Annotated in this window: 21 protein-coding genes and 1 tRNA gene; 3 read left to right on the forward strand and 19 right to left on the reverse strand. The window is 69.0% G+C overall.

Features of this window, described 5'->3' with window-relative positions; all coding sequences use genetic code 11:
• Positions 1–10: 10 nt before the first annotated feature.
• The 9 genes from coaE to polA form a co-directional block, all read right to left on the reverse strand.
• Positions 11–661, reverse strand: a complete 651-nt coding sequence (coaE, locus tag AC1MBW_RS14195; protein ID WP_480024874.1) for a dephospho-CoA kinase — start codon at positions 659–661, stop codon at positions 11–13.
• A gap of 78 nt (positions 662–739) precedes the next feature.
• Positions 740–2,191, reverse strand: a complete 1,452-nt coding sequence (gene rpsA / locus AC1MBW_RS14200; RefSeq protein WP_054146081.1) for a 30S ribosomal protein S1 — start codon at positions 2,189–2,191, stop codon at positions 740–742.
• A 168-nt stretch (positions 2,192–2,359) separates the two neighbouring features.
• Positions 2,360–4,051, reverse strand: a complete 1,692-nt coding sequence (locus AC1MBW_RS14205) for a DUF885 domain-containing protein (RefSeq protein WP_480024875.1) — start codon at positions 4,049–4,051, stop codon at positions 2,360–2,362.
• Positions 4,052–4,176: 125 nt separating this feature from the next.
• Entirely contained in the window at positions 4,177–4,446 is a 270-nt protein-coding gene (locus tag AC1MBW_RS14210; RefSeq protein ID WP_043592801.1) for an HPr family phosphocarrier protein, read from the reverse strand.
• 26 nt (positions 4,447–4,472) lie between these two features.
• Positions 4,473–4,937, reverse strand: coding sequence for a PTS mannitol transporter subunit IIA (locus AC1MBW_RS14215; protein WP_054146079.1), 465 nt, complete (start codon positions 4,935–4,937; stop codon positions 4,473–4,475).
• A 2-nt stretch (positions 4,938–4,939) separates the two neighbouring features.
• A complete protein-coding gene (locus tag AC1MBW_RS14220) occupies positions 4,940–5,248 on the reverse strand; it encodes a PTS lactose transporter subunit IIB (RefSeq protein WP_054146078.1) in 309 nt (102 codons plus the stop codon).
• Positions 5,249–5,295: 47 nt separating this feature from the next.
• Positions 5,296–6,492, reverse strand: a complete 1,197-nt coding sequence (locus tag AC1MBW_RS14225; protein WP_054146077.1) for a PTS transporter subunit EIIC — start codon at positions 6,490–6,492, stop codon at positions 5,296–5,298.
• Positions 6,493–6,605: 113 nt separating this feature from the next.
• A complete protein-coding gene (locus AC1MBW_RS14230; protein ID WP_054146076.1) occupies positions 6,606–7,367 on the reverse strand; it encodes a DeoR/GlpR family DNA-binding transcription regulator in 762 nt (253 codons plus the stop codon).
• Positions 7,368–7,749: 382 nt separating this feature from the next.
• Entirely contained in the window at positions 7,750–10,422 is a 2,673-nt protein-coding gene (polA, locus tag AC1MBW_RS14235) for a DNA polymerase I (protein WP_480024876.1), read from the reverse strand.
• A 186-nt stretch (positions 10,423–10,608) separates the two neighbouring features.
• Between polA and AC1MBW_RS14240 the strand changes: the two genes are divergently transcribed.
• Positions 10,609–10,959, forward strand: coding sequence for a PaaI family thioesterase (locus AC1MBW_RS14240; RefSeq protein WP_235451023.1), 351 nt, complete (start codon positions 10,609–10,611; stop codon positions 10,957–10,959).
• Between the two features lie 61 nt (positions 10,960–11,020).
• On the opposite strand, the gene AC1MBW_RS14245 is transcribed toward AC1MBW_RS14240, so the two are convergent.
• Entirely contained in the window at positions 11,021–11,626 is a 606-nt protein-coding gene (locus AC1MBW_RS14245; protein WP_043592796.1) for an ANTAR domain-containing response regulator, read from the reverse strand.
• A 39-nt stretch (positions 11,627–11,665) separates the two neighbouring features.
• Here AC1MBW_RS14245 and AC1MBW_RS14250 point away from each other — a divergent pair.
• Positions 11,666–11,751, forward strand: a tRNA-Leu gene (locus AC1MBW_RS14250).
• Between the two features lie 315 nt (positions 11,752–12,066).
• Complete coding sequence (locus AC1MBW_RS14255) at positions 12,067–12,270, forward strand: cold-shock protein (protein ID WP_043592793.1); 204 nt, start codon at positions 12,067–12,069, stop codon at positions 12,268–12,270.
• A 138-nt stretch (positions 12,271–12,408) separates the two neighbouring features.
• Here AC1MBW_RS14255 and AC1MBW_RS14260 read toward each other — a convergent pair whose 3' ends face one another.
• From AC1MBW_RS14260 to AC1MBW_RS14300, 9 genes are all read right to left on the reverse strand, one after another.
• The gene (locus tag AC1MBW_RS14260) at positions 12,409–13,035 is read right to left on the reverse strand and encodes a hypothetical protein (RefSeq protein ID WP_480024877.1); all 627 of its coding nucleotides are present in this window, start codon (positions 13,033–13,035) and stop codon (positions 12,409–12,411) included.
• An 85-nt stretch (positions 13,036–13,120) separates the two neighbouring features.
• On the reverse strand, positions 13,121–14,569 hold the full coding sequence (gene pyk / locus AC1MBW_RS14265; protein ID WP_054146074.1) for a pyruvate kinase: 1,449 nt from the start codon (positions 14,567–14,569) through the stop codon (positions 13,121–13,123).
• A gap of 78 nt (positions 14,570–14,647) precedes the next feature.
• Positions 14,648–16,105, reverse strand: coding sequence for a glutamate synthase subunit beta (locus AC1MBW_RS14270; RefSeq protein WP_480024878.1), 1,458 nt, complete (start codon positions 16,103–16,105; stop codon positions 14,648–14,650).
• On the reverse strand, positions 16,098–20,675 hold the full coding sequence (gene gltB, locus AC1MBW_RS14275; RefSeq protein WP_480024879.1) for a glutamate synthase large subunit: 4,578 nt from the start codon (positions 20,673–20,675) through the stop codon (positions 16,098–16,100). The genes AC1MBW_RS14270 and gltB overlap by 8 nt, the downstream gene beginning before the upstream one ends.
• Positions 20,676–20,963: 288 nt before the next feature.
• Entirely contained in the window at positions 20,964–21,965 is a 1,002-nt protein-coding gene (gene lgt, locus AC1MBW_RS14280; RefSeq protein ID WP_480024880.1) for a prolipoprotein diacylglyceryl transferase, read from the reverse strand.
• Positions 21,966–22,050: 85 nt separating this feature from the next.
• Positions 22,051–22,857 (reverse strand): tryptophan synthase subunit alpha, encoded by an 807-nt coding sequence (trpA, locus tag AC1MBW_RS14285; RefSeq protein WP_480024881.1) that lies wholly within the window; start codon positions 22,855–22,857, stop codon positions 22,051–22,053.
• The gene (trpB, locus tag AC1MBW_RS14290) at positions 22,854–24,062 is read right to left on the reverse strand and encodes a tryptophan synthase subunit beta (RefSeq protein WP_054146069.1); all 1,209 of its coding nucleotides are present in this window, start codon (positions 24,060–24,062) and stop codon (positions 22,854–22,856) included. Before trpB ends, trpA begins: the two co-directional genes overlap by 4 nt.
• 2 nt (positions 24,063–24,064) lie before the next feature.
• The gene (gene trpC / locus AC1MBW_RS14295; RefSeq protein ID WP_480024882.1) at positions 24,065–24,838 is read right to left on the reverse strand and encodes an indole-3-glycerol phosphate synthase TrpC; all 774 of its coding nucleotides are present in this window, start codon (positions 24,836–24,838) and stop codon (positions 24,065–24,067) included.
• A complete protein-coding gene (locus AC1MBW_RS14300; protein ID WP_054146186.1) occupies positions 24,839–25,117 on the reverse strand; it encodes a DUF6704 family protein in 279 nt (92 codons plus the stop codon).
• Positions 25,118–25,150: the final 33 nt, after the last annotated feature.

Genomic DNA, 25,150 nt, shown 5'->3' on the forward strand with positions numbered 1-25,150 from the left:
GGATTCCAGTTTACGAGGGACCACCGACACTCGCGTCCGGGGAGGCTGCCTGCTTCGCCGCTGACAGCGAACGCAGCCGGTCGTAGAGGTCGTCCGTCTGTTCCAGCGTGTGCTCGAGCGACCCGGACGAGTCGACGACGACGTCCGCGACGGCGAGCCGTGTCCGGTCGTCGGCCTGCGCGTCCACGCGGCGCCGCGCCTCCTCATCGTTCATCCCCCGCAGCTCGACGAGCCTCCGCAGGCGTACCTCACGGGGGGCGTGCACGACGACGACCACATCGAAGCCGGCGGTCCCCCGCGACTCGACGAGGAGCGGCACGTCGTAGACCACGACGCGTTCCGGGTCGTCGGCGACGGCATCGGCCATGCGACGGGCCGAGAGAGCGTGCACGGCCGGGTGCGTGATCCCCTCGAGATCACGGCGAGCGGCAGGGTCGGCGAAGACGACGGTTCCCAGGGCGGCCCGGTCGAGGGAGCCGTCGGACCGCAGCACCTCGGACCCGAAGCGGGCGACCACGGCCTCTAGTCCCGCCGACCCGGGCTCGACCACCTCACGTGCGAGGGCGTCGGCGTCGACGTGCGCCGCCCCCCGTTCGGCGAGTCGACGGGCCACGACCGACTTGCCGGCGGCGATGCCACCGGTCAATCCACAGACGAACACGACGTCGAGACTACGCCGCGAACGCCGGAAGGCGGCTCCCCCGTGGGGGAACCGCCTTCTGGTCGAGACCGGAGGGACTCAGTTGTTGTTCGACAGCTTCTCGCGAAGAGCGGCGAGCGACTCGTCGTCGGCGAGGGTGCCGGCGCCCGAAGGGGACTCGGCCGAGAACGACGATCCCGTGGGAGCGTCGAACGACGTCGTCTCTTCGACGAGCGAGGCAGCGACCTGCTTCTTGTGGGCTTCCCAGCGCGCCTGGGCGGCAGCGTAGTCCTGCTCCCACTTCTCGCGCTGCGAGTCGAAGCCCTCGCGCCACTCGTTCGTCTCGGGGTCGAAGCCCTCGGGGTACTTGTAGTTGCCCTGGTCGTCGTACTCGGTGAGCATGCCGTAGAGCGCCGGGTCGAACTCGGTGCCCTCGGGGTCGACACCCTCGTTGGCCTGCTTGAGGCTCAGCGAGATGCGACGGCGGTCGAGGTCGATGTCGATGACCTTGACGAACACCTCGTCGCCGACGGCGACGACCTGCTCGGCCAGCTCGACGTGCTTCGCCGACAGCTCGGAGATGTGCACGAGACCCTCGATGCCGTCGGCCACGCGGACGAACGCACCGAAGGGGACGAGCTTGGTGACCTTGCCCGGAGCGACCTGGCCGATCGCGTGCGTGCGGGCGAACACCTGCCACGGGTCTTCCTGGGTGGCCTTGAGCGAGAGCGACACGCGCTCACGGTCGAGGTCGACCTCGAGGATCTCGACGGTGACCTCCTGGCCCACCTCGACGACCTCGCTGGCGTGCTCGATGTGCTTCCAGCTGAGCTCGGAGACGTGCACGAGGCCGTCCACGCCGCCCAGGTCGACGAACGCACCGAAGTTGACGATCGACGAGACGACGCCCTTGCGGACCTGACCCTTGTGGAGGTTGTTCAGGAAGGTCGTACGGCTCTCGGACTGCGTCTGCTCGAGCAGGGCACGGCGCGACAGGACCACGTTGTTGCGGTTCTTGTCGAGCTCGAGGATCTTGGCCTCGATCTCTTGGCCCAGGTAGGGCGTGAGGTCGCGGACGCGACGCAGCTCGATGAGCGAGGCGGGGAGGAAGCCACGGAGGCCGATGTCGACGATGAGGCCACCCTTGACGACCTCGATGACCGTACCGGTGACGACGCCGTCGGCGTCCTTGATCTTCTCCACGTCGCCCCAGGCACGCTCGTACTGAGCGCGCTTCTTGGACAGGATCAGGCGGCCTTCTTTGTCTTCCTTCTGGAGGACGAGGGCTTCGACCGTGTCGCCGACCTCGACGACCTCGGTGGGGTCGACGTCGTGCTTGATCGAGAGTTCGCGCGAGGGGATGACACCCTCGGTCTTGTAGCCGACGTCGAGGAGGACCTCGTCGCGGTCGATCTTCACGACGGTGCCTTCGATGAGGTCGCCGTCGTTGAAGAACTTCAGGGTCTTCTCGACCGCGGCCAGGAAGTCATCAGCGGATCCGATGTCGTTGATGGCGACCTGCTTGGGTGCCTTGGTCGTTACGGTTGTCATGTAGTTAGTGCTCCAGTACGGGCATGAATCGGGCCGTGTTCGCCCCTCGAACGGTGTTCGGGAGGATGTGTCGAACGCGGCGTGCGGAAAGATCGACGCAGATAGCGCTCGATGATCTTAGCGCGGTGCCGCAGCTGTAGGCAACGGCGTGTCGGGCGCCGGGACGACTCACTCCAGCAGGGCCCGCCGCAGCGTGTCGAGCCCGACCCCACCCAGCCGCAGGGCGTCCCGGTGGAAGGCCTTGACGTCGAACGCGTCGCCGTCACGCCGCGCGCGTTCGGCGCGGAGGTCCTCCCAGATGCGTTGACCGACCTTGTACGACGGCGCCTGTCCCGGCCAGCCGAGGTACCTGTCGACCTCGAAGCGCACGAACCCGGTGTCCATGTTGACGTTCTCGGACATGAAGCCGAATGCGTTCGACGCGTCCCAGGACCCGCCGCCGCCGGGGAACGGCTTGCCCAAGTGGACGCCGATGTCGAGCACGACGCGCGCCGCGCGCATGCGCTGCCCGTCGAGCATGCCCAAGCGGTCGCCCGGGTCGCCGAGCCAGCCGAGCTCGTCCATCAGCCGCTCCGCGTAGAGCGCCCAACCCTCGGCGTGCCCCGAGGTCCCCGCCAGCTGTCGGCGCCAGGTGTTCAGCGTGGCCCGGTTGTGGACGGCCTGGCCGAGTTGCAGGTGGTGACCGGGGACGCCCTCGTGGAACACCGTCGTCGTCTCACGCCAGGTGCCGAAGCGGGTGACGCCCTCGGGCACCGACCACCACATGCGACCGGGTCGCGAGAAGTCGTCACTGGGGCTCGTGTAGTAGATGCCACCGTCCTTCGTCGGTGCGATGCGGCACTCCAGCCGGCGGACAGGCTCGGGGATGTCGAACTGGTCGCGCCCCAACTCGGCGACGGCCCGGTCGCTGAGCTCTTGCATCCAGGCGCGGAGGGCGTCGGTGCCCACGAGCTGGCGTGCGGGGTCGGTGTCGAGCAGCTCGATGGCCCGGGAGACCGACGCCCCGGGTTCGATCTGACGTGCGACGGCCTCTTGTTCACTCGTCATCCGGGCCAGCTCGTCGATCCCCCATTCGTAGGTCTCGTCGAGGTCGACCGTCGCTCCCAGGAACCGTCGCGAGTGCAGGGCGTAGGCGTCGCGTCCGACGGCGTCCACGGTGGTGGCGGCGGGGAGCAGCTCGTCGAGAAGGAACCGTCGCAGGTCGACGTAGGCCTCTGCGGCGGACGAGGCGCCCGACGCGAGGTCCCGAGCCAGCGCCGCGCCGGGTTCGCTGCCGTCGCCGAGCCGGGCTCCGCCGACGAACTCGGTGAAGAAGCCGTCGGCGGCACCGATGCGGGCGCACTGCTCGGCCACCTTCTCGACCTGGCGGCGGGCGGGGGTCACTCCCCCGGCGATGCCGGCACGCAACGTCTCGACGTACTGGTCGACGGCGGTCCGAACCCGACCGAGGCGGGACGCGACGTCGACCCAGTCTCCCTCGGACGTGGTCGGCATCAGGTCGAACACCTCGCGGATGCCCTGTGCCGGCGACGCGATGACGCTCAGGTCGCGCAGTTCGAGTCGCTGCTCGGCGTACTCGAGGTCGAGCTGGAGCTCGCTTGTCAGGTCGTCCCGGGTGACGCGGTCGACGTCGTCCACGGGGGCGGTGCTCCGCAGTTCGGCCAGAGCGGCTCGGACGGCCTCGACGCGGCGTGCGTGACCCTCGGGCGAGTAGTCGCCGTACTCGCCGGTGCGGCCCTCACGGCCGATCCAGGTCGCGGTGGTGGGGTCGAGCTCGCAGAGGGTGTCCACCCAGCGTTCGGCGACCCCGTCTACGGGGGTCGGGGTGCGCGGGGTCGGAGTCGTCGCGGGATCGGTCATGCCGACGAGCCTAGTGACGCAGGAGGCGCGGTGCCGGAGGGCCCGCACCGCGCCTCCTCGGGTCCCACGACGAACGGGGCGCCCGCCGACTCTGGTCGGCGGGCGCCCCGTCTCGGTGCTGGTGCCTACTCTTTGTCGAGGTCGGTCGCGAGGAGCGCGACGAGCTCGTCGAGGGCGGCCTCGGCGTTGTCGCCCTCGGTCGCGACGACGACCTCTTCACCGTGGCCGATGCCCAACGAGAGCACGCCGAGGATGCTGGCGGCGTTGACGCTCTTGCCGGCCGCGGAGGTCAGCGTGACCTTGGCGCCGGTCTTGCCGGCGGCCTGGCTGAACAACGAGGCGGGACGGGCGTGCAGCCCGACGCTCGAGGCGATGGTGACGGAACGTTCTGGCATGTCTTCTCCTCTGGAGGGGGTGGGGGTCAGTCGTCGTCGTCGGTCGACGCGAGCAGCTCGTAGACCTCGGCGGTCGTGGTCGAGCCGCGCAGGGCAGCGGCCTTGTCGGGGTCCATCAGGATGCTGGCCAGCTGGCTGAGGATCGCGATGTGGCCGTTGCCCTTGGCGGCGATGCCGACCGTGACCGAGACCTCGTTGCCGTCCCAGTCGACCGGGACCGGGAACCGCAGGACGACGAGGGCGTCCTCTTTGACCGAGTCCTTGCCGGCGAGGGTGCCGTGCGGGATCGCCACACCCTCGCCGACGTAGGTGGACACCGAGTTCTCACGCTCGAACATCGCGTCGACGTACGACTCGTCGATCGCGCCCGCGTCGATGAGCGCCTGACCCGTCTTGCGGATGGCCTCGTCACGCGAGGCGGCGACCTCGTCGAGTCGGATGGACGACTCGGCGAGGAGCGCCGAGAGCTCGGGTGCCTGCTGGTCGGTCATCGTCAGACCTCGACCGTCGAGCCGTCCTGGATCGCCTTGACGACCTTGGCGACGTTGGGGTCTCCCATGAACAGCTGGAACGGCACGACGGGCACGTTCGGCACGACACCGCGGGCCCGCTCGGCCAGGTTGTTCTGGGTGACGACGACGTCGGCATCCGATGGGATCGACGCGACGGGCGAGTGCTCGACGGTGACACCGCTCTTCTTCAGCTGCTTCTTGAGCGTGGACGCCAGCATGACGCTGCTGCCCATGCCCGCGTCGCACGCGACGATGAGTTTCTTGATGCTGGAACCGTCGAGGGTTGCCATGACCTTCTCCTTGTGTGGTGGTGGTGCTGACTGGTGGTGCGGGCGGGCTAGGCGGTGGGTGCCGCGGTGCCCTTGCTGGTGGCCTTGTTGGCCGCGGTGGCGGCCTGGGCGTCGGCGAGAGCCTGCTCCTGCGCGGCGGCGTCCTCGGCACGGGCCTCGCGGTTCTCCTTGCGGCCGAAGCCCATCAGGAGGGACGAGACGACGAACGAGACGGCCGCCGAGAGCAGGATACCCAGGTAGATCGGGAGAAGGTCCCCGCGGGCGGCGACGAGCGTGTAGGCGATGATGCTGCCGGGCGAGGCGGGACCGACGAGGCCGACGTTGAAGAGCGCGAAGGTCGCGATGCCGGTCGCGCCACCGAGGACGGCGGCGACGAGCAGGATCGGCTTCATGAGCACGTACGGGAAGTAGATCTCGTGGATGCCGCCGAAGAAGTGGACGATGATCGCGGCCGGGGCCGAGGGGCGGATGGCGCGCGGACCGAAGAAGAGGTACGCGAGGAGGATGCCGAGGCCCGGGCCGGGGTTCGACTCGAGCATGAAGAGGATCGACTTGCCGGCCTCTTGCACCTGCGTGCCACCGAGCGGGGTCAGGATGCCCTGGTTGATGGCGTTGTTGAGGAACAGCACCTTGGCGGGCTCGATGATGATCGACGCCAGGGGCAGCAGGCCGCGGTCGACGAGGAACCCGACGGCGCCACCGAAGACGTTCGTGATCGCCGTGGTGACGGGGGCGAGGCCGAAGAAGGCCAGGACGCCCATGGCGCCACCGATGATGCCGAGCGAGAAGTTGTTGACGAGCATCTCGAAGCCGGACTTGATGCGGCCGTCGACGAGCTTGTCGAACTGCTTCAGGACCCAGGCGGCGAGCGGGCCGACGATCATCGCGCCGAGGAACTGCGGCACGTCGGTGGCGACGATGACGCCCATGACGGCGACGGCACCGATGACGGCACCGCGCTGACCGTGGACCATGCGACCACCCGTGTAGGCGATCAGGATCGGCAGGAGGTACTTGATGATCGGGCCGACGAGACCGGGCCACGGCGTGCCGTCCGACATCTCGCCGAATCCGCCGAGCTGGGGAACCGGCGTCCAACCGGTCTGGATGAAGAGGGCCGTGATGAGGCCCCAGGCGATGAAGGCGCCGATGTTCGGCATGATCATGCCGGCCAGGAAGCCACCGAAGCGCTGGACGCGCGCTCGGGCTCCCGTACCGGTGACGGTGGGGGTGAATTCGGACATGGTGAGGACTTCTCCTTGTTGCTCTCAGCGACGAGAGGGATGTGGGGTGGTGGAGGTGGTGTGGGGTGCTGTGGTGCGTCGGGGTGGTACGAGGGTGGCCGGTCGGATTCGCGTCATGCGATCACGACCCGGGGGCCGGCCTGCTCGACGTCGTCGGCCAGCTCGGCGTCAACGCCGGAGTCGGTGATGACGGTGTCGACGTCGGTGAGCGGCGCGACCTTGGCGAAGTCCTCGCGACCGAACTTGGTGTGGTCGGCGAGGACGACGGTGCGTCGCGACGCGGCGATGAGCGCGCGCTTGACCCGCGCCTCCGCCAGATCGGGGGTGCTGATGCCGCGCTCCACCGACACGCCGTTCGTGCCGATGAACGCGACGTCGGCGAAGACGTCGGCGATCTGCGCCCGCGTCCAGTCCCCCACGGCCGAGTACGTGCGGGTGCGGATGAGACCGCCGAGCAGGTGCAGCGTGACGTTCGGTCGGCTGATCAGGATGGTGGCGACGGCGAGGGAGTGCGTGACCACGGTCAGCTCGCGGTCGAGGGGCAGCAGTTCGGCGAGGCGGATGGTCGAGGTGCCGGCGTCGACGATGATGGAGCCGCCGTCGGGCAGTTCGTCGAGAGCTGCGCGGGCGATGCGCTCCTTCTCGGACGCGGCCGTCCCCTCGCGGTCGACCACGGGGGGCTCGATGCCGAGCCGCTCCATGGCGATGGCGCCCCCGTGCACGCGGCGCAGGACGCCCCGGCGCTCGAGGGCAGTCAAGTCACGGCGCACGGTCTCGGGCGCGACGGAGAGCTCTCGCGCGAGACCGGCGACCTCGACCCGGCCCCGGGACAGGGCGGTGTCGAGGATCTGCTGGTGACGCTCCGGTGCGTACATGGGAGACCTCGTCGTCGGACTGCACGGTCGCCTCGAGGGCTGACCGGTGGTGCGGAAGTGCGGAAGGAGTTCAACTGCTGTTGATCTGCGCTTATATAAGTCCGTTTGTGTGGCCCGGTCAAGTCTGTGCCGCGTGTCGTGTCCGTTTGTGCCCGGGTCCGAGGCGTTTCGCTGCCCGATGGGCAGAGAGATGCCCGATGAGTGGGCATCGGGTGCCCGAGCGAGGCATCCGGGCCCAGGTGTGTGCCTGCCAGGGACGAGGAGGCGCGGGTTCGGAACTGCAGAAGTATCCGACCCGGCGGCATCCGTCGCCGCTCGAGCGCGGGCCGGGCCCGGGCCCGCGCCCGGGTGAGCGTCGGCACGGGGCCTCCGAGTCGTGGGCTCAGTGGGCGGCTGCGTCCCAGCTCTCGCCGAGGCCCACGCTGACGTCGAGCGGCACGCGCAGGTCGGCAGCGCCGCTCATGCGACGGCGGACGATCTCGCGCACGTCGTCGACCTCGCCCGGTGCGACTTCGACGATGAGTTCGTCGTGCACCTGGAGCAGCACCCGCGAGCCCATCTCGCGCTCGTCGAGTTCGGATCGGACGCCGAGCATGGCGATCTTCATGATGTCGGCCGCCGAGCCCTGGATGGGCGCGTTCAACGCGGCCCGCTCGGCGTTCTCGCGCAGGACGCGGTTCGGGGACTTGAGGTCGGCGAAGGGGCGGCGACGACCGTAGATGGTCTCGGTGTAACCGTCTTCCCTTGCCTGCTCGACGACGTTGCGGAGGTACTCGCGCACGGCACCGAACCGGGCGAAGTAGTCGGTCATGAGCTGGCGGGCCTCGGCCGTCTCGACGCGCAGCTGCTTCGACAGGCCGAAGGCGCTGAGACCGTAGGCGAGGCCGTAGGACATGGCCTTGACCTTGGTGCGCATGGCAGGGGTGACGTCGGCGGGTTCCACCCCGAAGATGCGGGCACCGACGAAGCGGTGCAGGTCTTCGCCCTCGTTGAACGCCTGGATCAGCCCCTCGTCACCTGAGAGGTGCGCCATGATGCGCATCTCGATCTGCGAGTAGTCGGCCGTGAGGAGCGTCTCGTAGTCGGGGCCGTGCACGAACGCCGCGCGGATCTCGCGACCGACGGCGGCCTTGACCGGGATGTTCTGGAGGTTGGGGTCGACGGACGAGATGCGCCCGGTCGTCGTGCCCGTCTGGTCGTAGGTCGTGTGGATGCGGGAGTCGTCGGCTATCGACTTCTCGAGGGTCTCGATGATCTGGCGCAGCTTCGTCGCATCGCGATGCTTCAACAACAGGTCGAGGAAGGGGTGAGGGTGCTTCTCCTGGAGATCGGCCAGGGAGGCGGCGTCGGTCGAGTAGCCCGTCTTGGTCGCCCGGGTCTTGGGCATCTCGAGTTGCTCGAAGAGCACCTCTTGGAGTTGCTTGGGCGAGCCGAGGTTGACCTCTCGTCCGATCTCGGCGAAGGCGGCCGACGCCAACTCGCCGGCCTGCTCGCCCAACCGCAGCGAGAGCGCCTTGAGCGTGTCGCGGTCGGCGGCGACACCCGTGAGCTCCATGTCGCCGAGCACCGGGACGAGCGGAAGCTCGATCTCGGTGAGCACCCGTCGTGAGCCTTCGTCGAGGGCTCTCACCAGCGAATCGGACAGTCGGAGGACGTACCAGGCCTCGGAGGCCACGTTGACGTCGTCGTCGCCCGACACGAGCTGGTTGGGGTCGCCGACGGGCAGGGTCTCGCCCAGCTGTTCGTAGACGAGGTCGGAGAGCGCGAAGGAGGTGCGGCCCGGGCGCAGCAGCCAGGCGGCGACCCGGGGGTCGCCGACGATGCCCGTCAAGGTCAGGCCTGCGCGGGAGAGGGCCTTGTAAGCCCGCTTCGCGTCGTGGACCACCTTGGGCGTGGCGTCGTCGAGCCAGGCCTCGAGCGCGACGTAGTCTCCGCGACCCGCGGCCCAGGGTACGTACGCCGACTCGTCGAGGGACGAGATGCCGAGCCCGACGATGCCGTCCGCGCCGTACTCGACCGTCAGGCCGACGGGCTTCTCGCGATCGGACGCGTGTTTCTTCAGCCAGAAGGCGAGTTCTTCGTCGATGAGGGTGCGGACGACCGGGAGGCCCTCGGGTGCCGCCGTCACGGCCGGCTCGCCCGAGTTGGCGGCAGACGGGTCGGTCGATTCCGACAGGGCCAGGACGCGCTCGAGCAGGGTGCGGAACTGCAGCTTGTCGAACAGCTCGCGGACGGCGGCCTCGTCGATGCCCCGGCGTTCGAGGTCGCCGGGGCCCACCGGGAGCTCGACGTCGGTGACGAGGCGGTTCAGTCGGCGGTTGCGGACGGCGTTCTCTTTCTGTTCGCGCAGCTTCTGCCCGACGACACCCTTGATCTCGTCTGCCCGCGCGAGGATTTCGTCGAGACCGCCGTAGAGGTTGATCCACTTGACGGCGGTCTTCTCCCCCACCTTGTCGATGCCGATGAGGTTGTCGCTCGTCTCGCCGACCAGTGCGGCGACCTCGGGGTACTGGTGGGGCTCGATGCCGTACCGCTCGAAGACCTTGTCGCGGTCGTATCGGGTGAGCTCGCTGACGCCTCTGGCCGAGGGGTAGAGGAGGGTGACGTCGTCGTTGACCATCTGGATGGCGTCGCGGTCGCCGGACACCACCAACACCCGGTACCCGTCGTCGCGACCGCGGGTGGCGAGCGTCGCGAGGATGTCGTCGGCCTCGAAGTCCTCTTTCGTGATGGTCGTGATGCCCATGGCGTGCAGCGCCTCTTGCAGGAGGGGGATCTGGCCGACGAACTCGGGAGGGGTCTCGGACCGGGTGCCCTTGTACTCGGGATATTCACGCGTGCGGAAGGAGAATCGCGAGATGTCGAACGCGACGGCCAGATGCGTCGGCTTCTCGGCCTTGAGCAGGCTGAGCAGCATCGAGATGAAGCCGTGGATGGCGTTGGTGTGTTGGCCTTCGCGGTTCACGAAACTGTCGACCGGGAGGGCGTAGAAGGCCCGGAAAGCGAGGGAATGGCCGTCGATGACCAGGAGGGTAGGCTTCGTGTCGTCCGTCACCACGTCAGCCTAGCGGGCACCCCCGACACCGTCGCCGGGCGCCTCGGTCCGATCACCCGGAGAACCATGAGCAGTCCGTCCGCCGTCCCGAACGACGCCGAGAGGACCGTCTCGTCGGAGGCGTCCCTGAGCGCCGCCGCCGTCGAGCTGTTCCGCCGTCGGGGTGTCGGCGCTCTCGCCGAGAAGATGGGCATCGTCATCGACGAGATGAGCGCCGAGCGGGCCGTGGGTCGGATGCCCGTGGAGGGGAATACGCAGCCGGTCGGCATCCTGCACGGTGGCGCGCACGTCGTCCTGGCCGAGACCCTCGGGTCGGTCGCGGCGAACGTCCACGCCGGGGCCGGCCGCGTCGCCATGGGCATCGAACTCAACGCCAGTCACAGTCGGTCGGCTGCGACCGGCTGGGTGACGGGCACCTGCACGGCCCTGCACCTCGGCTCCACCCTGACCACGCACCAGGTCGTCATGACCGACGACCGCGGCCGCCTCCTGTCGACGGTCCGCATCACCAACTACCTCACGGACGCCCGAGACTAGGCCGCCGACGCGAGAAGGCCCGCCCCGATCGTCGGGGCGGGCCTTCTGTCGTCGCGAACGACTACTTCTTGGCGCTGAGCTGTTCGATGATCGCCTGGGCCACGTCGTGCATCGTCAGACGGCGGTCCATGGAAGCCTTCTGGATCCACCGGAAGGCCTCGGGCTCGGTGAGCCCCATCTTCTCGTTCAGCAGGCCCTTCGCACGGTCGACGAGCTTGCGGGTCTCGAACCGTTCGACCAGGTCGGCGACCTCGGCCTCGAGCGTGATGATCTGCGCGTACCTCGAGAGGGCGATCTCGATCGCGGGCAGCAGATCGTTGGGCGTGAAGGGCTTCACGACGTATGCGAGAGCACCGGCCTCGCTCGCCCGCTCGACGAGCTCTTTCTGGCTGAACGCGGTCAACAGGACGACCGGCGCGATGTGCGCCTTCGAGAGCCGCTCGGCGGCGGAGATGCCGTCAAGCTGCGGCATCTTGACGTCCATGATGACGAGGTCGGGGCGCAGCTCGGTCGCGAGGGCGACGGCGGTCTCGCCGTCTCCGGCTTCGCCCACCACCTCGAAACCGTTGTCGCGGAGGATCTCGACGATGTCGAGGCGGATGAGGGACTCATCTTCGGCCACGACGACGCGACGGGGTGCTGCTGGGGTTGCTTCCTGGTCACTCACGACGTGAAGCCTACGGTATTGTCGACCTGGTTGTTGTGCGCCGGATTGGCGGAATGGCAGACGCGGAGCACTCAAAATGCTCTGTCCGTGAGGGCGTGTGGGTTCGAGTCCCACATCCGGCACCAGCCCCCCTAGGCGAACGAGCGACAGCCTCGTCGTGGCCGTGCCGACGAGATGTGGATCTCCTTGCCTCGTGCGGTCATCGGGCCGACACGCCGAGACGAGTTCTGCTCAGAGGGTGTGCCCGTGGGCCTCCGTGCACTACGCTGATGGAACTGGTTGTTGTGTTACGCATTTGTATCTCGCGACGTGCCGAAGGCCTCCTCTCACCGAGAGGGGTTCCGACGGTGGCGTCGTTCTCAGAGGGAGCGGACAAAAAGGCACCGCGACGAGCGATCTCGAAATCGAGATCGACAACCCTGATTGAAGGAAATAGAAAAATGGCAACAGGCACCGTTAAGTGGTTCAACTCCGAAAAGGGCTTCGGCTTCATCACCCCCGACGACGGAACCACTGACGTCTTCGCGCACTTCTCCGCGATCGCCGGCGACGGCTACCGCAACCTGGAAGAGAACCAGAAGGTCGAGTTCGACACGGCTCAGGGCAACAAGGGCCTCCAGGCTGAGAACATCCGCGTCATCTGACTCGGTGACGTCCTCGTGACGCCGTCAGTCGGCGGGTTCGCCCGCCACTGAATCGAGAGCCCCGATCCGCTTCTGCGGGTCGGGGCTTTCTCCGTCCTCGGCCCCGACCCGCGGGGCCCGACCGTCGGGTTCGTGCCCTCAGGGCAACGTGAAGCCGAGGAGGCGCGCCACCGGTTCGTAGTCCCGGCTCGCCGTCCGGTAGGCGGTCTCCCACTCGGCGATCCGTGCTCCGGCCTCACCGGGGTCCGTGAAGCGGTCGTCCTCGCCTCCACCGGCGACCAATGCCTCCCTCGCTTCGCGATATCGGCTGGTCAGGGTCGACCAGAGGACGAGTTCGTCCCCGGTCGAGTCCTCGGGAGCGGCACGGGCCACGTCCCAGGGGACCTCGACCGCCGGCAGGCGTCCCTCCGTCGGTCTCGGGGCAGAGACCTCAGACGCCGGGTCCGCCTCGCCCTCTCGGAAGATGGTCCGGGTACCGACAGCGAGCACGGCCCCGACGGCGGCCCCGACGACGAAGATCAGCGACAGAGCCCAGAGGCCGTTGACCCGCCACACGGTCGCGGCCACTCCCCCGAGGAACGAGCCGCCCACGAGCGCGCCGAGGGCCGCCCACCGGCCCGGACTCGCGCCTCCTCGGTCCGTCTCCTGGATCTCGGGACCGAGGCTGCGTCGAGTCTCGGCCACGCCGTGACCGCTCCACGACGGCACGACGTACAAGCGGGCCTCGAACTCGAAGCACGAGGGGTGTCGGGCGTCCACGGACATGCGGTGAGCGTACGCCCCGCGGACACGACGAAGCCGGGACGATCCGGTGGGATCGCCCCGGCTTCGCCAGGAATCTCGCGGTGTGTCAGGGCTGCGACGCGTACGCCGGGGCGGCCTCGCCGTGGGCGTCGCCCACACGGTGCACCCGGAGGTCGTTGGTCGAGCCCGCGATCCCGGGGGGGGACCCGGCGATCACGATGACCTTGTCGCCCGACTCGGCGAGGTCGTTGCCGAGCAGGATGTCGTCGACCTGCGCGAACATCGCGTCGGTGTGCGTGACGGTCTCGACCAGGTAGGACTGCACGCCCCAGCTGATCGCCATGCGGCGACGGATGGCCTCGTTGGGAGTGAAGGCCAGGATGGGGATCGAGTGGCGCAGACGCGACATGCGACGGACCGAGTCACCCGACTCGGTGAAGACGCAGAGGAACTTCGCCTGGACGAACTCGGCGACGTCGGCCGCGGCCAGAGTGATGGCGCCACCCTGGGTGCGAGGACGGGTACCCAGCGGGGGGATGCGCTCGAGACCGTGCTCTTCGGTGGAGGCGACGATGCGCGCCATGGTCTGCACCGTGATGACGGGGTACTCACCGACGCTCGTCTCGCCCGAGAGCATGACCGCGTCGGTGCCGTCGAGGACGGCGTTGGCGACGTCGGAGGTCTCGGCGCGCGTGGGGATCGGGCTCGAGATCATCGATTCGAGCATCTGCGTGGCGACGATGACCGGCTTGGCCATGCGACGAGACAGCTCGACCGCGTGCTTCTGCACGATGGGCACGGCCTCGAGGGGCAGCTCGACGCCGAGGTCGCCGCGGGCGACCATGATGCCGTCGAACGCGTCGATGATCGCCTCGAGGTTGTCGACGGCCTGGGGCTTCTCGATCTTCGCGTAGACGGGGACCTTGCGGCCCTCTTCTGCCATGATCTCGTGCACGCGCACGACGTCGTCCGCGTCCCGCACGAACGAGAGGGCGATCAGGTCGGCACCCAGCTGGAGGCCCCAGCGCAGGTCGGCCTCGTCTTTGTCGGAGAGGGCGGGGACGTTGACCGCCACGCCCGGGAGGTTGATGCCCTTGTTGTTCGAGACGGTGCCGGCGACGACGACCTCGGTCGTCACGACGGTGCCGTCGGTCTCGAGGACGCGGAGCTTGACGCGACCGTCGTCGATCAGGAGCGGGTCGCCCGCCTTGACGTCGTCGGGAAGCCCCTTGAACGTCGTGCCGCAGATCTCTCTAGAGCCCAGGATCTCGTCGGTGGTGATCTTGAAGACGTCGCCGACCTCGAGGTCGTGGGGGCCGTCTGCGAACTTGCCGAGACGGATCTTGGGGCCCTGCAGGTCGACGAGGACCGCGACGGCGCGGCCCGAGTCAGCGGACGCCTGGCGGACGTTCGCGTAGACGCCCTCGTGGACGTCGTAGCTGCCGTGGCTGAGGTTCATGCGGGCGACGTCGACGCCGGCGTCGATGATCGCCCGGATGTCGTCGTAGCTCGACGTCGCCGGCCCGAGGGTGGCGACGATCTTTGCGCGTCTCATGTGTTCCGTTCGTGTGGGGGGAAAGGGGGTGGGACGACTACAGCCCGACTCCCACCCTATTCCCGTCGGAAGGCCGGATCAGACCGAGATCGACCGATCGGTGGGCTTCACCGGGAAGGGCAGCACGGTCTCGCCCTCGAGGTAGGCGTCGACGGCCGAGGCCGTGGCCCGACCCTCGGCGATCGCCCAGACGATGAGCGACTGCCCGCGGCCGGCGTCACCGGTCACGAAGACGCCGGGCTCGCCGGTCTCGTACGTGGCACCGCGCTCGAGGGATCCGTGACCGTCGAAGGTGAGCCGCAGCTGCTCCTCGATCGTGTCGCGCTCGGGCCCGGTGAAACCGAGGGCGAGGAGGACGAGGTCGGCGGGGACCTCGCGTTCGGTGCCGGCCTTGGGGACCCGCCGCCCGTCGACGTACTCGGTCTCGGCGACGCGGATGGCCCGCACCTCTCCGACCTCGTTCGTCAGGAACTCGACCGTCGAGGCCAGGTAGACCCGCTCGCCGCCCTCTTCGTGGGCGCTGGACACCTCGAACAGCGTGGGGAACATCGGCCACGGCTGGGCCTCGGGGCGTTCTTCGGGCGGCTGTTGGCCGATCGCGAGGTTGGTCACCGAGAGAGCACCCTGACGGTGCGCGGTGCCGATGCAGTCCGCACCGGTGTCCCCGCCCCCCAGGACGACGACGTGCTTGCCCTCGGCCGTGATCTGGTCGGACACCGCGTCGCCCGCGCCGGCCTTGTTCTGCTGCACGAGGTAGTCCATGGCGAAGTGGATGCCGGACAGATCGCGCCCCGGGATCGGCAGGTCGCGGGGAACCGTGGCCCCCGTCGCGACGACGACGGCGTCGTAGCGGGCCCGGAGGTCGTCCCAGGCGATGTCGCGGCCGATCTCGACCCGGGCGCGGAAGCGCGTGCCCTCGGCCTGCATCTGGGCGATGCGCTGCTCGAGTTGCTTCTTCTCCATCTTGAAGTCGGGGATGCCGTAGCGCAGCAGTCCGCCGATGCGGTCCTCGCGCTCGTACACGGCGACCGTGTGGCCCGCGCGGGTGAGCTGCTGGGCAGCCGCGAGTCCGGCGGGGCCCGAACCAACCACCGCGACGGTCTTGCCGGTCAGGCGCTCGGGCGGGTGCGGGGTGACCCAGCCGTTGGCGAAGGCCTGGTCGATGATCGAGACCTCGACCTGCTTGATCGTCACCGGGGGCTGGTTGATCCCCAGCACGCAGGAGGACTCGCACGGCGCGGGGCAGAGACGACCCGTGAACTCGGGGAAGTTGTTGGTCGCGTGCAATCGCTCGACGGCCTGACGGCCCTCGCCGCGCCACATGAGGTCGTTCCACTCGGGGATCAGGTTGCCCAGCGGGCAGCCCTGGTGGCAGAACGGAACACCACAGTCCATGCAGCGGCCCGCCTGACGACGCAGTTCACCGCTCTCTTGTTGCTCGTAGACCTCTTTCCAGTCCATGAGCCGGACCGACACGGGTCGGCGCTTGGGCAGCTCGCGGGACTGCGTCTTCAGGAAGCCTTTGGGGTCAGCCACCGGTCACCTCCAGGATTCTCTTCCATGTCTCGTCGCCATCGGGGTCGAGACCCTCGTCGACGGCCGTCTGCCGGGTGGCGAGGACGGCGGCGTAGTCGCGGGGCAGCACCTTGACGAACTCCGCCATGATGGCGTCGAGGTCGTCGAGCATGCGCTGGGCCACGGGCGATCCGGTCTCGGTCAGGTGCCGCTGCAGCAGATCGGTGAGGATCTCGACGTCGGCGCTGCCGAGCGGGTGGAGTTCGAGTTCACCCGACGCGAGCGCCTCGGCGTTGACCCGTTCGGGCTTGAGCCGGTGCACGTAGGCCGTGCCTCCCGACATGCCCGCACCCAGGTTGCGGCCCGTGTCGCCCAGGATGACGGCGAGGCCGCCCGTCATGTACTCGAGCGCGTGGTCGCCCACGCCCTCGGCGACCGCGCTGGCCCCGGAGTTGCGGACCAGGAAGCGCTCCCCCACGATGCCGCGCAGGAACATGCTGCCCTGGGTGGCACCGTAGCCGATGACGTTGCCGGCGATGACGTTCTCCTCGGCGGCGAACGCGCTGCCGCGGGGCGGGCGCACGACGACGTTGCCGCCGGAGAGGCCCTTGCCCACGTAGTCGTTGCTGTCGCCCTCGAGTCGCAGCGTGATGCCGGAGGGCAGGAAGGCGCCGAGCGACTGACCGGCCGAACCGCTGAGGTTGATCTCGATGCTGCCGTCGGGCAGCCCGTGCTCGCCGTGTCGCAGGGTGACCTCGTGCCCGAGCATGGTGCCGACCGCGCGCTCGGTGTTGCGGATGGGCAGGGTGATCTCGACGTGTCCGCCGTTCTCGAGCACGTCGGCGCTGCGCTCGATCAACTGGACGTCGAAGTGCTCGTCGAGGCCGTGGTCCTGCGTGGTGTGGTTGCGGCGGGGCTCGTCGTCGGCGAAGGTCGGCCCGACCAGCACCGGGGCGAGGTCGAGACCCGAGGCCTTCCAGTGGTCGACGGCGCGGTCGACGTCGAGGACGTCCGTCCGGCCGATGGCCTCGTCGAGGCTGCGGAACCCCAGGGCGGCCAGGTACTCACGCACCTCCTGGGCGAGGAACTCGAAGAAGTTGACGACGAACTCGGGCTTGCCCGAGAACCGGGCACGGAGCTCGGGGTTCTGCGTCGCCACGCCCACCGGGCAGGTGTCGAGGTGGCAGACCCTCATCATGATGCAGCCCTCGACGATGAGCGGCGCCGTCGCGAAGCCGAACTCCTCGCCGCCGAGCAGGGCGGCGATGAGGACGTCGCGACCGGTCTTCATCTGACCGTCGACCTGCACGACGACACGGTCGCGCATCCCGTTCAGCATCAGGGTCTGCTGGGTCTCGGCCAAGCCGATCTCCCAGGGCGTGCCCGCGTGCTTCAGCGAGTTCAGCGGACTGGCGCCGGTGCCCCCGTCGTGACCGGACACGAGCACGACGTCGGCCAGGGCCTTCGTGACCCCCGCCGCGACGGCACCGATGCCCGACTGGCTCACGAGCTTGACGTGGACGCGGGCCTTGGGGTTGGCACGCTTGACGTCGAAGATGAGCTGCTTCAGGTCTTCGATCGAGTAGATGTCGTGGTGCGGCGGCGGCGAGATGAGGCCCACGCCCGCCGTGGCGTGGCGGGTGCGCGCGACCCAGGGGTAGACCTTGGTCGGCGGCAGCTGACCGCCCTCGCCGGGCTTGGCGCCCTGCGCCATCTTCAGCTGGATGTCGGTGGCGTGCGTCAGGTACATGCTCGTGACGCCGAACCGGCCGGAGGCCACCTGCTTGACGGCACTGCGGCGCTCGGGGTCGAGCAGACGGTCGACGTCCTCACCGCCCTCGCCGGTGTTGGACTTCCCGCCGAGGCGGTTCATCGCGATCGCGAGCGTTTCGTGGGCTTCTTGCGAGATCGAGCCGTAGCTCATCGCCCCTGTCGAGAACCGCTTGACGATCGCCTCGATGGGCTCGACCTCGTCGAGCGGTACGGGCGGCCGCACGCCGTGCTTGAGCCGGAACAGCCCGCGCAGCGTCATCAGCTGCTCGGCCTGGTCGTCGACCAGCTTGGTGTACTCACGGAAGATGTCGTAGCGGCGCGTGCGCGTGGCGTGCTGCAGCCGGAACACGGTGTCGGGGTTGAAGAGGTGACGAGGGCCCTCGCGGCGCCACTGGTACTCGCCGCCCGTGGCCAGCCGCTCGTGGGCGATGACGGAGCCGTCGCTGGGGTAGGCGCTCGTGTGACGCTGCTTGTTCTCGGCCGCGATGACGTCGATGCCGACGCCGCCGAGCATCGACGAGGTTCCGGTGAAGTAGGTGTCGACGAACTCCTGGCTGAGGCCCACGGCCTCGAACGCCTGTGCCGCGGCGTAGCTCGACACCGTCGAGATGCCCATCTTCGACATGATCTTCAGCACACCCTTGCCGAGCGCCTTGATGAGGTTGTGCACGGCGTCCTCGGGGCTCAACCCCGTGATCATGCCCGCGCGCACGAGGTTCTCGCAGGTCTCCATCGCGAGGTACGGGTTGACCGCGGACGCGCCGTAGCCGATCAGGGTGGCCACGTGGTGCACCTCGCGCACGTCGCCGGCCTCGACGATCAGGCCGACCTTCATGCGGTTCTCGGTGCGGATCAGGTGATGGTGAACCGCGGCGATCATGAGGAGCGACGGTACGGGGGCGAAGTCGGCGTTCGAGTCGCGGTCGGAGAGCACGATGAACTCGGCGCCGGCCTCGATGGCGTCGTCCACCTCGTTGCACATGGCGGCGATGCGCTTCTCGAGCGCCCGCGGACCCTTGTCCGCCCGGTAGAGCCCACGGATGGTCGACGTCTTGCGGGACCCGGGGCTCGGGTCGATGTGCTGGATCTTCGCGAGCTCGTCGTTGTCGATGACCGGGAAGTCCAGGATCACCTGACGGGCGTGCTCTGGAGTCGCGGCGAGCAGGTTCCGCTCGGGGCCGAGGCCCAGCTTGAGCGACGTGACCACCGACTCGCGGATCGAGTCGAGAGGCGGGTTCGTCACCTGGGCGAACTGCTGCGTGAAGTAGTCGAACAGGAGGCGCGGGCGCTCCGACAGGACGGCGATCGGCGTGTCGCTTCCCATGGCCCCCAGGGGCTCCGCACCGGTCTTCGCCATCGGGGTCAGCAGGATGCGGACCTCTTCTTCGGTGTACCCGAAGGTGCGCTGACGGCGGGTGACCGACGCGGGGGTGTGCACGATGTGCTCACGCTCGGGCAGCTCGGAGAGGTGGATGCGTCCCTCGGCGAGCCACTCGCCGTACGGCGCCGCCGTGGCGAGATCGCGCTTGATCTCGTCGTCCTCGATGATGCGCCCGGCCTCGGTGTCGACCAGGAACATCTTGCCGGGGCGGAGCCGACCCTTGCGGACCACCTTGGCGGGATCGACGTCGATGACGCCGATCTCGCTCGCGAGGACCACGAGGCCGTCGTCGGTGACGAGGTAGCGGCCCGGGCGCAGACCGTTCCGGTCGAGGGTGGCACCGACGTGCGTGCCGTCGGTGAACGTGATGGCCGCCGGGCCGTCCCACGCCTCCATGAGCATGGAGTGGTACTCGTAGAAGTCGCGCAGGGTGGGGTCGATGTCGACCTGGTTCTCCCACGCCTCGGGCACCATCATCATGACCGCGTGCGGCAGCGACCGGCCGGTCAGGCTGAGCAGTTCGACGACCTCGTCGAACGACGCCGAGTCGCTCGCCCCCGGGCTGACGATCGGGAGGATGGGCTTGAGGTCGCCGATCAGCTCGTTCTCGAGCTGGGACTGACGGGCGCGCATCCAGTTGCGGTTGCCCCGCACCGTGTTGATTTCGCCGTTGTGCGCGATCATGCGGAACGGTTGCGCCAGCGGCCAGGACGGGAACGTGTTCGTCGAGTAGCGAGAGTGCACGATGGCGAGCTTGGACGCGAAGCGCTCGTCGCTCAGGTCGGGGTAGAACGGCTCCAGCTGCAACGTGGTGACCATGCCCTTGTAGACCATGGTCCGGCTGCCCAGCGAGGTGAAGTAGGCCGAGAGTTTGCGCTCGGCACGCTTGCGCAGCCGGAACGCCTGGCGGTCCAGCGCGACTCCGGCGAGCGGGACGCCGTCGGCGTCGTGGTGCCTGCTGGCGACGAAGAGCTGCTCGAAGGCGGGCATGGCGTTCCGCGCGAGAGTGCCCAGCTCTTCGGGTCGGACGGGGACCTCGCGCCAGCCGAGCACGTCGAGGTGCTCGAGGTCGGCGATGCGCTCGATGCCCGTCTTCAGCTCGGAGCGCTCCTGCTCGTCGAGAGGCAGGTAGGCGATGCCCACCGCGTACTGACCTGCCGGCGGCAGGTCGAAGTCGACCTCGTGGCGGAGGAACTCGTCCGGCACCTGGCAGAGGATGCCCGCACCGTCGCCGGTGCCGGCGTCGGAGCCGACGGCGCCTCGGTGCTCAAGGTTCCGAAGGGCGCGGAGGGCGGTGTCGACGATGTCGTGGCCAGGGGTTCCGCGGAGGGTCGCGACCATGGCGAGGCCGCAGGCGTCCTTCTCGTTGCGCGGGTCGTACAGGCCGCTGGCCTCCGGGACCGTGCTGAACTGCTGGTGTGCTGGCGTGAGAGCCATGGAATCCGTCCTCACGAAGAGATCCGACAGGGGGCGGGACGACGTCGGCCCGAGGTGCCTCACGGGGCCGCGGTCTGTAGGCGGCCCCGACTCGGCGGGAGAGGTCGGCTCGTGGCGACCGTGGGCGTGCACGCCGGCAGGAGGGGCCGACTGCGCTCGATCTTACGAGGCGCGGGTGAGTGCACAGAACCGTGTCGCGGGCGGATCGTTCGCACCGGGATGGGGTGGAGAGGATCGGGCGCCACGACGGTGGGGCGCCGGGCCCGCGGTCGTCGTGGAGTGGACGACCTAGGGACGCGGTGAGCGATCGGTGTTGTCGTCCGATGCGCCGACGGTGACCAACTCGGGTTCGTCGTTCTCCGTGTACGTGTCGTCGGAGTCTACAGCAGACGCCCGCTCGCTCGGTGCGCGACCGGGCACGTAGGGGCCGGGAACGGTGCCGGTGTGACGACGTGCGGCGACGACGAAGAGGACGATGCCGAGGACGACGGCGAAGAAGCTCATCCAGACGTTCGTCCGGATGCCGAAGAACAGGAGGCTGGGATCGGTGCGGATCGACTCGAACCAGGCGCGGCCGATGCCGTACCAGATCAGGTAGAAGGCGAGCGACCGACCCCACTGCATCGGGGCCTTCTTCTCGAGGAGCAACAGGATCGCGACCCCGGCGAGCATCCAGACGATCTCGTACAGGAACGTGGGGTGGAAGAGCGTGCCCTCGGGCAGGCCGGTCGGGAAGGCGGCGTTCGTCGACTCGATCTCGAGGCCCCAGGGCAGGTCGGTCGGCATGCCGAAGAGCTCGTGGTTGAACCAGTTGCCGAGGCGTCCGAAGGCCTGCGCGACGAGCAGTCCGGGGGCGAGGGCGTCGGCGAACACCGTGAACCGCAGACCGGTGAAGCGGCAGCCGAGCCAGACGCCCACGGCGCCCAACAGGAGAGCTCCGTAGATGGCGAGGCCGCCCTCCCACACGAACAGGACGTGGATGTACTGGTCGGGCGACGAGAAGTAGTCCGCCGGGTGGGTGATGACGTGGAAGAGGCGTCCCCCCGCGATGCCGAAGACCACGGCCCAGATGGCCACGTCGATGACGATGCCCTTCTCGGCCCCCTGCCGGTTGAGGCGGTGGTTCGTGATGACGACCGCCGCGACGATGCCGACGAGGATGCAGAGGGCGTAGGCGTGGATGCGCAGCGAGCCGGGCAGCGAAGCCCCGAAGGTCGAATTCAACCAGGCGGTGACGTCGAAGTACTGCCAGGCGGCCGACGGGCTCGGGATGCTCAGGGGAACGAACACGGGCGTGGTGCCTTTCGGAGGGGTGCGGGGCGTCGGTCACCCGACGGATGACGACTCTAGCGCGAGGGCGTCGGCCCCGAGAAGGTCAGGAAGCGGACGGGGCCGCGCCGGACGAGAGGTCGGCGGAGACCTCGGCGAGGCGTTCGACCCCGCCGTCGGCGAGGGCGCGCACGAAGGCCGAACCGATGATGGCACCGTCGGCGTATTCGAGCACTTCTCGGACCTGCTGGGCGGTGGAGATGCCGAGGCCGACACAGGCGTTCTCGACGCCCACCTCGCGGAGTCGGGCGACGAGCGTGCTGGCCGCTGCGTCGACGTCGGTGCGGGCACCCGTGATGCCCATCGTCGAGACGGTGTAGACGAAGCCGCGACTGCTCGCGACGGCCTGTCGGAGGCGCGATTCGCTGGACGACGGAGCGGCCAGGAAGACGCGGTCGAGATCGGCGGCCAGGGCGGCGGACATCCATGCGTCGGCTTCGTCGGGGATCAGGTCGGGGGTGATGAGCCCGGCACCGCCCGCGGCCGCGAGATCGTCGGCGAAGCGCTGGACGCCGTACTGCTCGACCGGGTTCCAGTAGGTCATGGGGATGACGGGGGCGTCGACGCGCGAGGTGATCTCGCGGATCGCCGTGAAGACGTCGCGCACGCGGAACCCTTCGGCGAGGGACCGCTGCGTCGCAGCCTGGATCACCGGCCCGTCCATCACCGGGTCGGAGTACGGGATGCCCAGTTCGATGACGTCGATGCCGTTCTCGGCCATCGCCACCGCGGCGTCGATGCTCGTGTCGAGGTCGGGGAACCCGACGGGCAGGTACCCCACGACGGCACCGCTCCCGGCATCTCGCCGAGCCCGGATCGCGTCGCCGACCTTGCTGGCGCCCGGCGCGGTCACAGCTGCTGCGCCTTCTCGTCGAGGACGCCGAAGTACCGGCTCGCGGTCGAGACGTCCTTGTCGCCACGCCCGCTGAGAGAGACCAGGATCGTCCAGTCGGGGTGCTCGAGGCCGAGCTTGATCGTGCCCGCCAGGGCGTGTGCCGACTCGATGGCCGGCATGATGCCCTCGGTCTGCGAGAGCAGACGGAAAGCCTGCATGGCCTCGTCGTCTGTGATCGGCTGGTACTCGGCCCGACCTGACTCGGACAGCCAGGCGTGCTCCGGGCCGACGCTCGGGTAGTCGAGACCTGCCGAGATGGAGTGGCTCTCGAGGGTCTGACCGTCCTCGTCTTGCATGAGGTAGGACTTGGTGCCCTGCAGGTTGCCGATGCGGCCGAGCGTGATCGAGGCCGCGTGGCGGCCCGTCTCGACGCCGTCGCCGCCGGCCTCGAAGCCGAAGAGCCGGACCGAGGGATCGTCGAGGAACGCATGGAAGATGCCCATCGCGTTCGAGCCGCCGCCGACGCAGGCCGTGACGGCGTCGGGCAGCGCACCGGTCAGGTCGAGGACCTGCTGGCGGGCCTCTTCGCCGATGATCTTGTGGAAGTCGCGCACCATGGCGGGGAAGGGGTGCGGGCCGGCGACGGTGCCCAGCACGTAGTGCGTGGTGTCGACGCTGGCGACCCAGTCGCGCATGGCGTCGTTGATGGCGTCCTTGAGGGTGCGGGAGCCGGTCGTGACCGAGACCACCTCGGCCCCGAGCAGGCGCATCCGCGCGACGTTGAGCGCCTGGCGCTCGGTGTCGACCTGCCCCATGTAGACGACGCACTCCATGCCGAAGAGGGCGGCCGCGGTGGCCGTGGCGACGCCGTGTTGACCCGCACCGGTCTCGGCGATCAGACGGGTCTTGCCGAGTTTGCGGGCCAGCAGGGCCTGCCCGAGCACGTTGTTGATCTTGTGCGAGCCCGTGTGGTTGAGGTCTTCACGCTTCAGGATGATGCGGGCGCCGCCTGCGTGCTGGGCGAACCGCGGCACCTCGGTGATGATCGACGGCCGACCCGTGTAGGTGGCGTGCAGAGCCGTCAACTCGGCGGCGAACTCGGGGTCGACGGCTGCGGCCTTGTAGGCCGCGTCGAGCTCGTCGAGAGCGGCCACGAGGGACTCGGGCACGAAGCGCCCACCGAACGAACCGAAGTACGGGCCCGTCTCGTCGCGTAATGCCATGGTCAGACCTCCAGGAAGCGGGTGATGGCGTCGGCGGGGTCGCCGTGGGTCACGAGGGCCTCGCCCACGAGAACGACGTCGGCACCCGAACGACGGTAGTGGGCGACGTCGTCGGGAGACGAGACGGCCGACTCGGCGACGCGGGTGACGCCCGACGGGATCGAGTCGGACAAGCGACCGAACAGGTCACGGTCGAGTTCGAAGGTCGTCAGGTCGCGCGCGTTGACGCCGAGGACGGTGGCGCCGGCATCGAGGCCTCGTGACACCTCGTCGGCGGAGTGCGCCTCGATCAGGGCCGTCATGCCCAGCTGCCGCACGAGGTCGTGCAACTCGACGAGACGGGGCTGCTCGAGCCCGGCCACGATCAGCAGGACGAGGTCGGCACCGGCCGCCCTGGCCTCGAAGACCTGGTACGCGTCGGCGATGAAGTCCTTGCGGAGGACGGGGACGTCGACGGCGGTTCGGACCGCTTCGAGATCGGCGAGAGAGCCCTTGAACTTGCGGCCCTCGGTGAGCACGCTGATCGCGCTCGCTCCCCCGGCCGCGTAGGAGAGGGCCAGCGACGCCGGGTCGGCGATGGTCGAGAGGTGGCCGCGAGACGGGCTCGCACGCTTGACCTCGGCGATGACCTTGACGCGGTCGGCCGGGGCGAGGGCGGCGCGGGCGTCGAGGGCGGGGTCGCGCGACAGAGCTGCCGCCTCGACGGCGGCGAACGGAAGGGACTCACGGCGTGCTGCGGCGTCGGCCACCGCACCCGCGTACAGGTCGTCGAGCACCTAGTTGTGGGCCTTCGGCACGTAGCGGTGGCCGCCTACTCCGTAACCGGCCTTCTTGAGCACCAGACCCACGATCAGTCCGACGACGACCAGGCCGGCGGAAGCCCAGACGATCCACGGGACGTCGAGGAAGAACGCCAGGGTGCCGATGGCGAAGCCGACCAGCATGATGACCACGGCGGTCCAGGCCGCGGGCGAGTTGCCGTGCCCGAGGTCGTCGGCCGTCTCGGTGTCGCGGCCCTTCGAGCCGGAGTCGACCTTCGCCGGGGCGTTCTTCAGGGGCGCGTCGCCACCGGAGGGGGTGCTCGTCGT

Source organism: Frigoribacterium sp. AP1 (assembly GCF_056680555.1).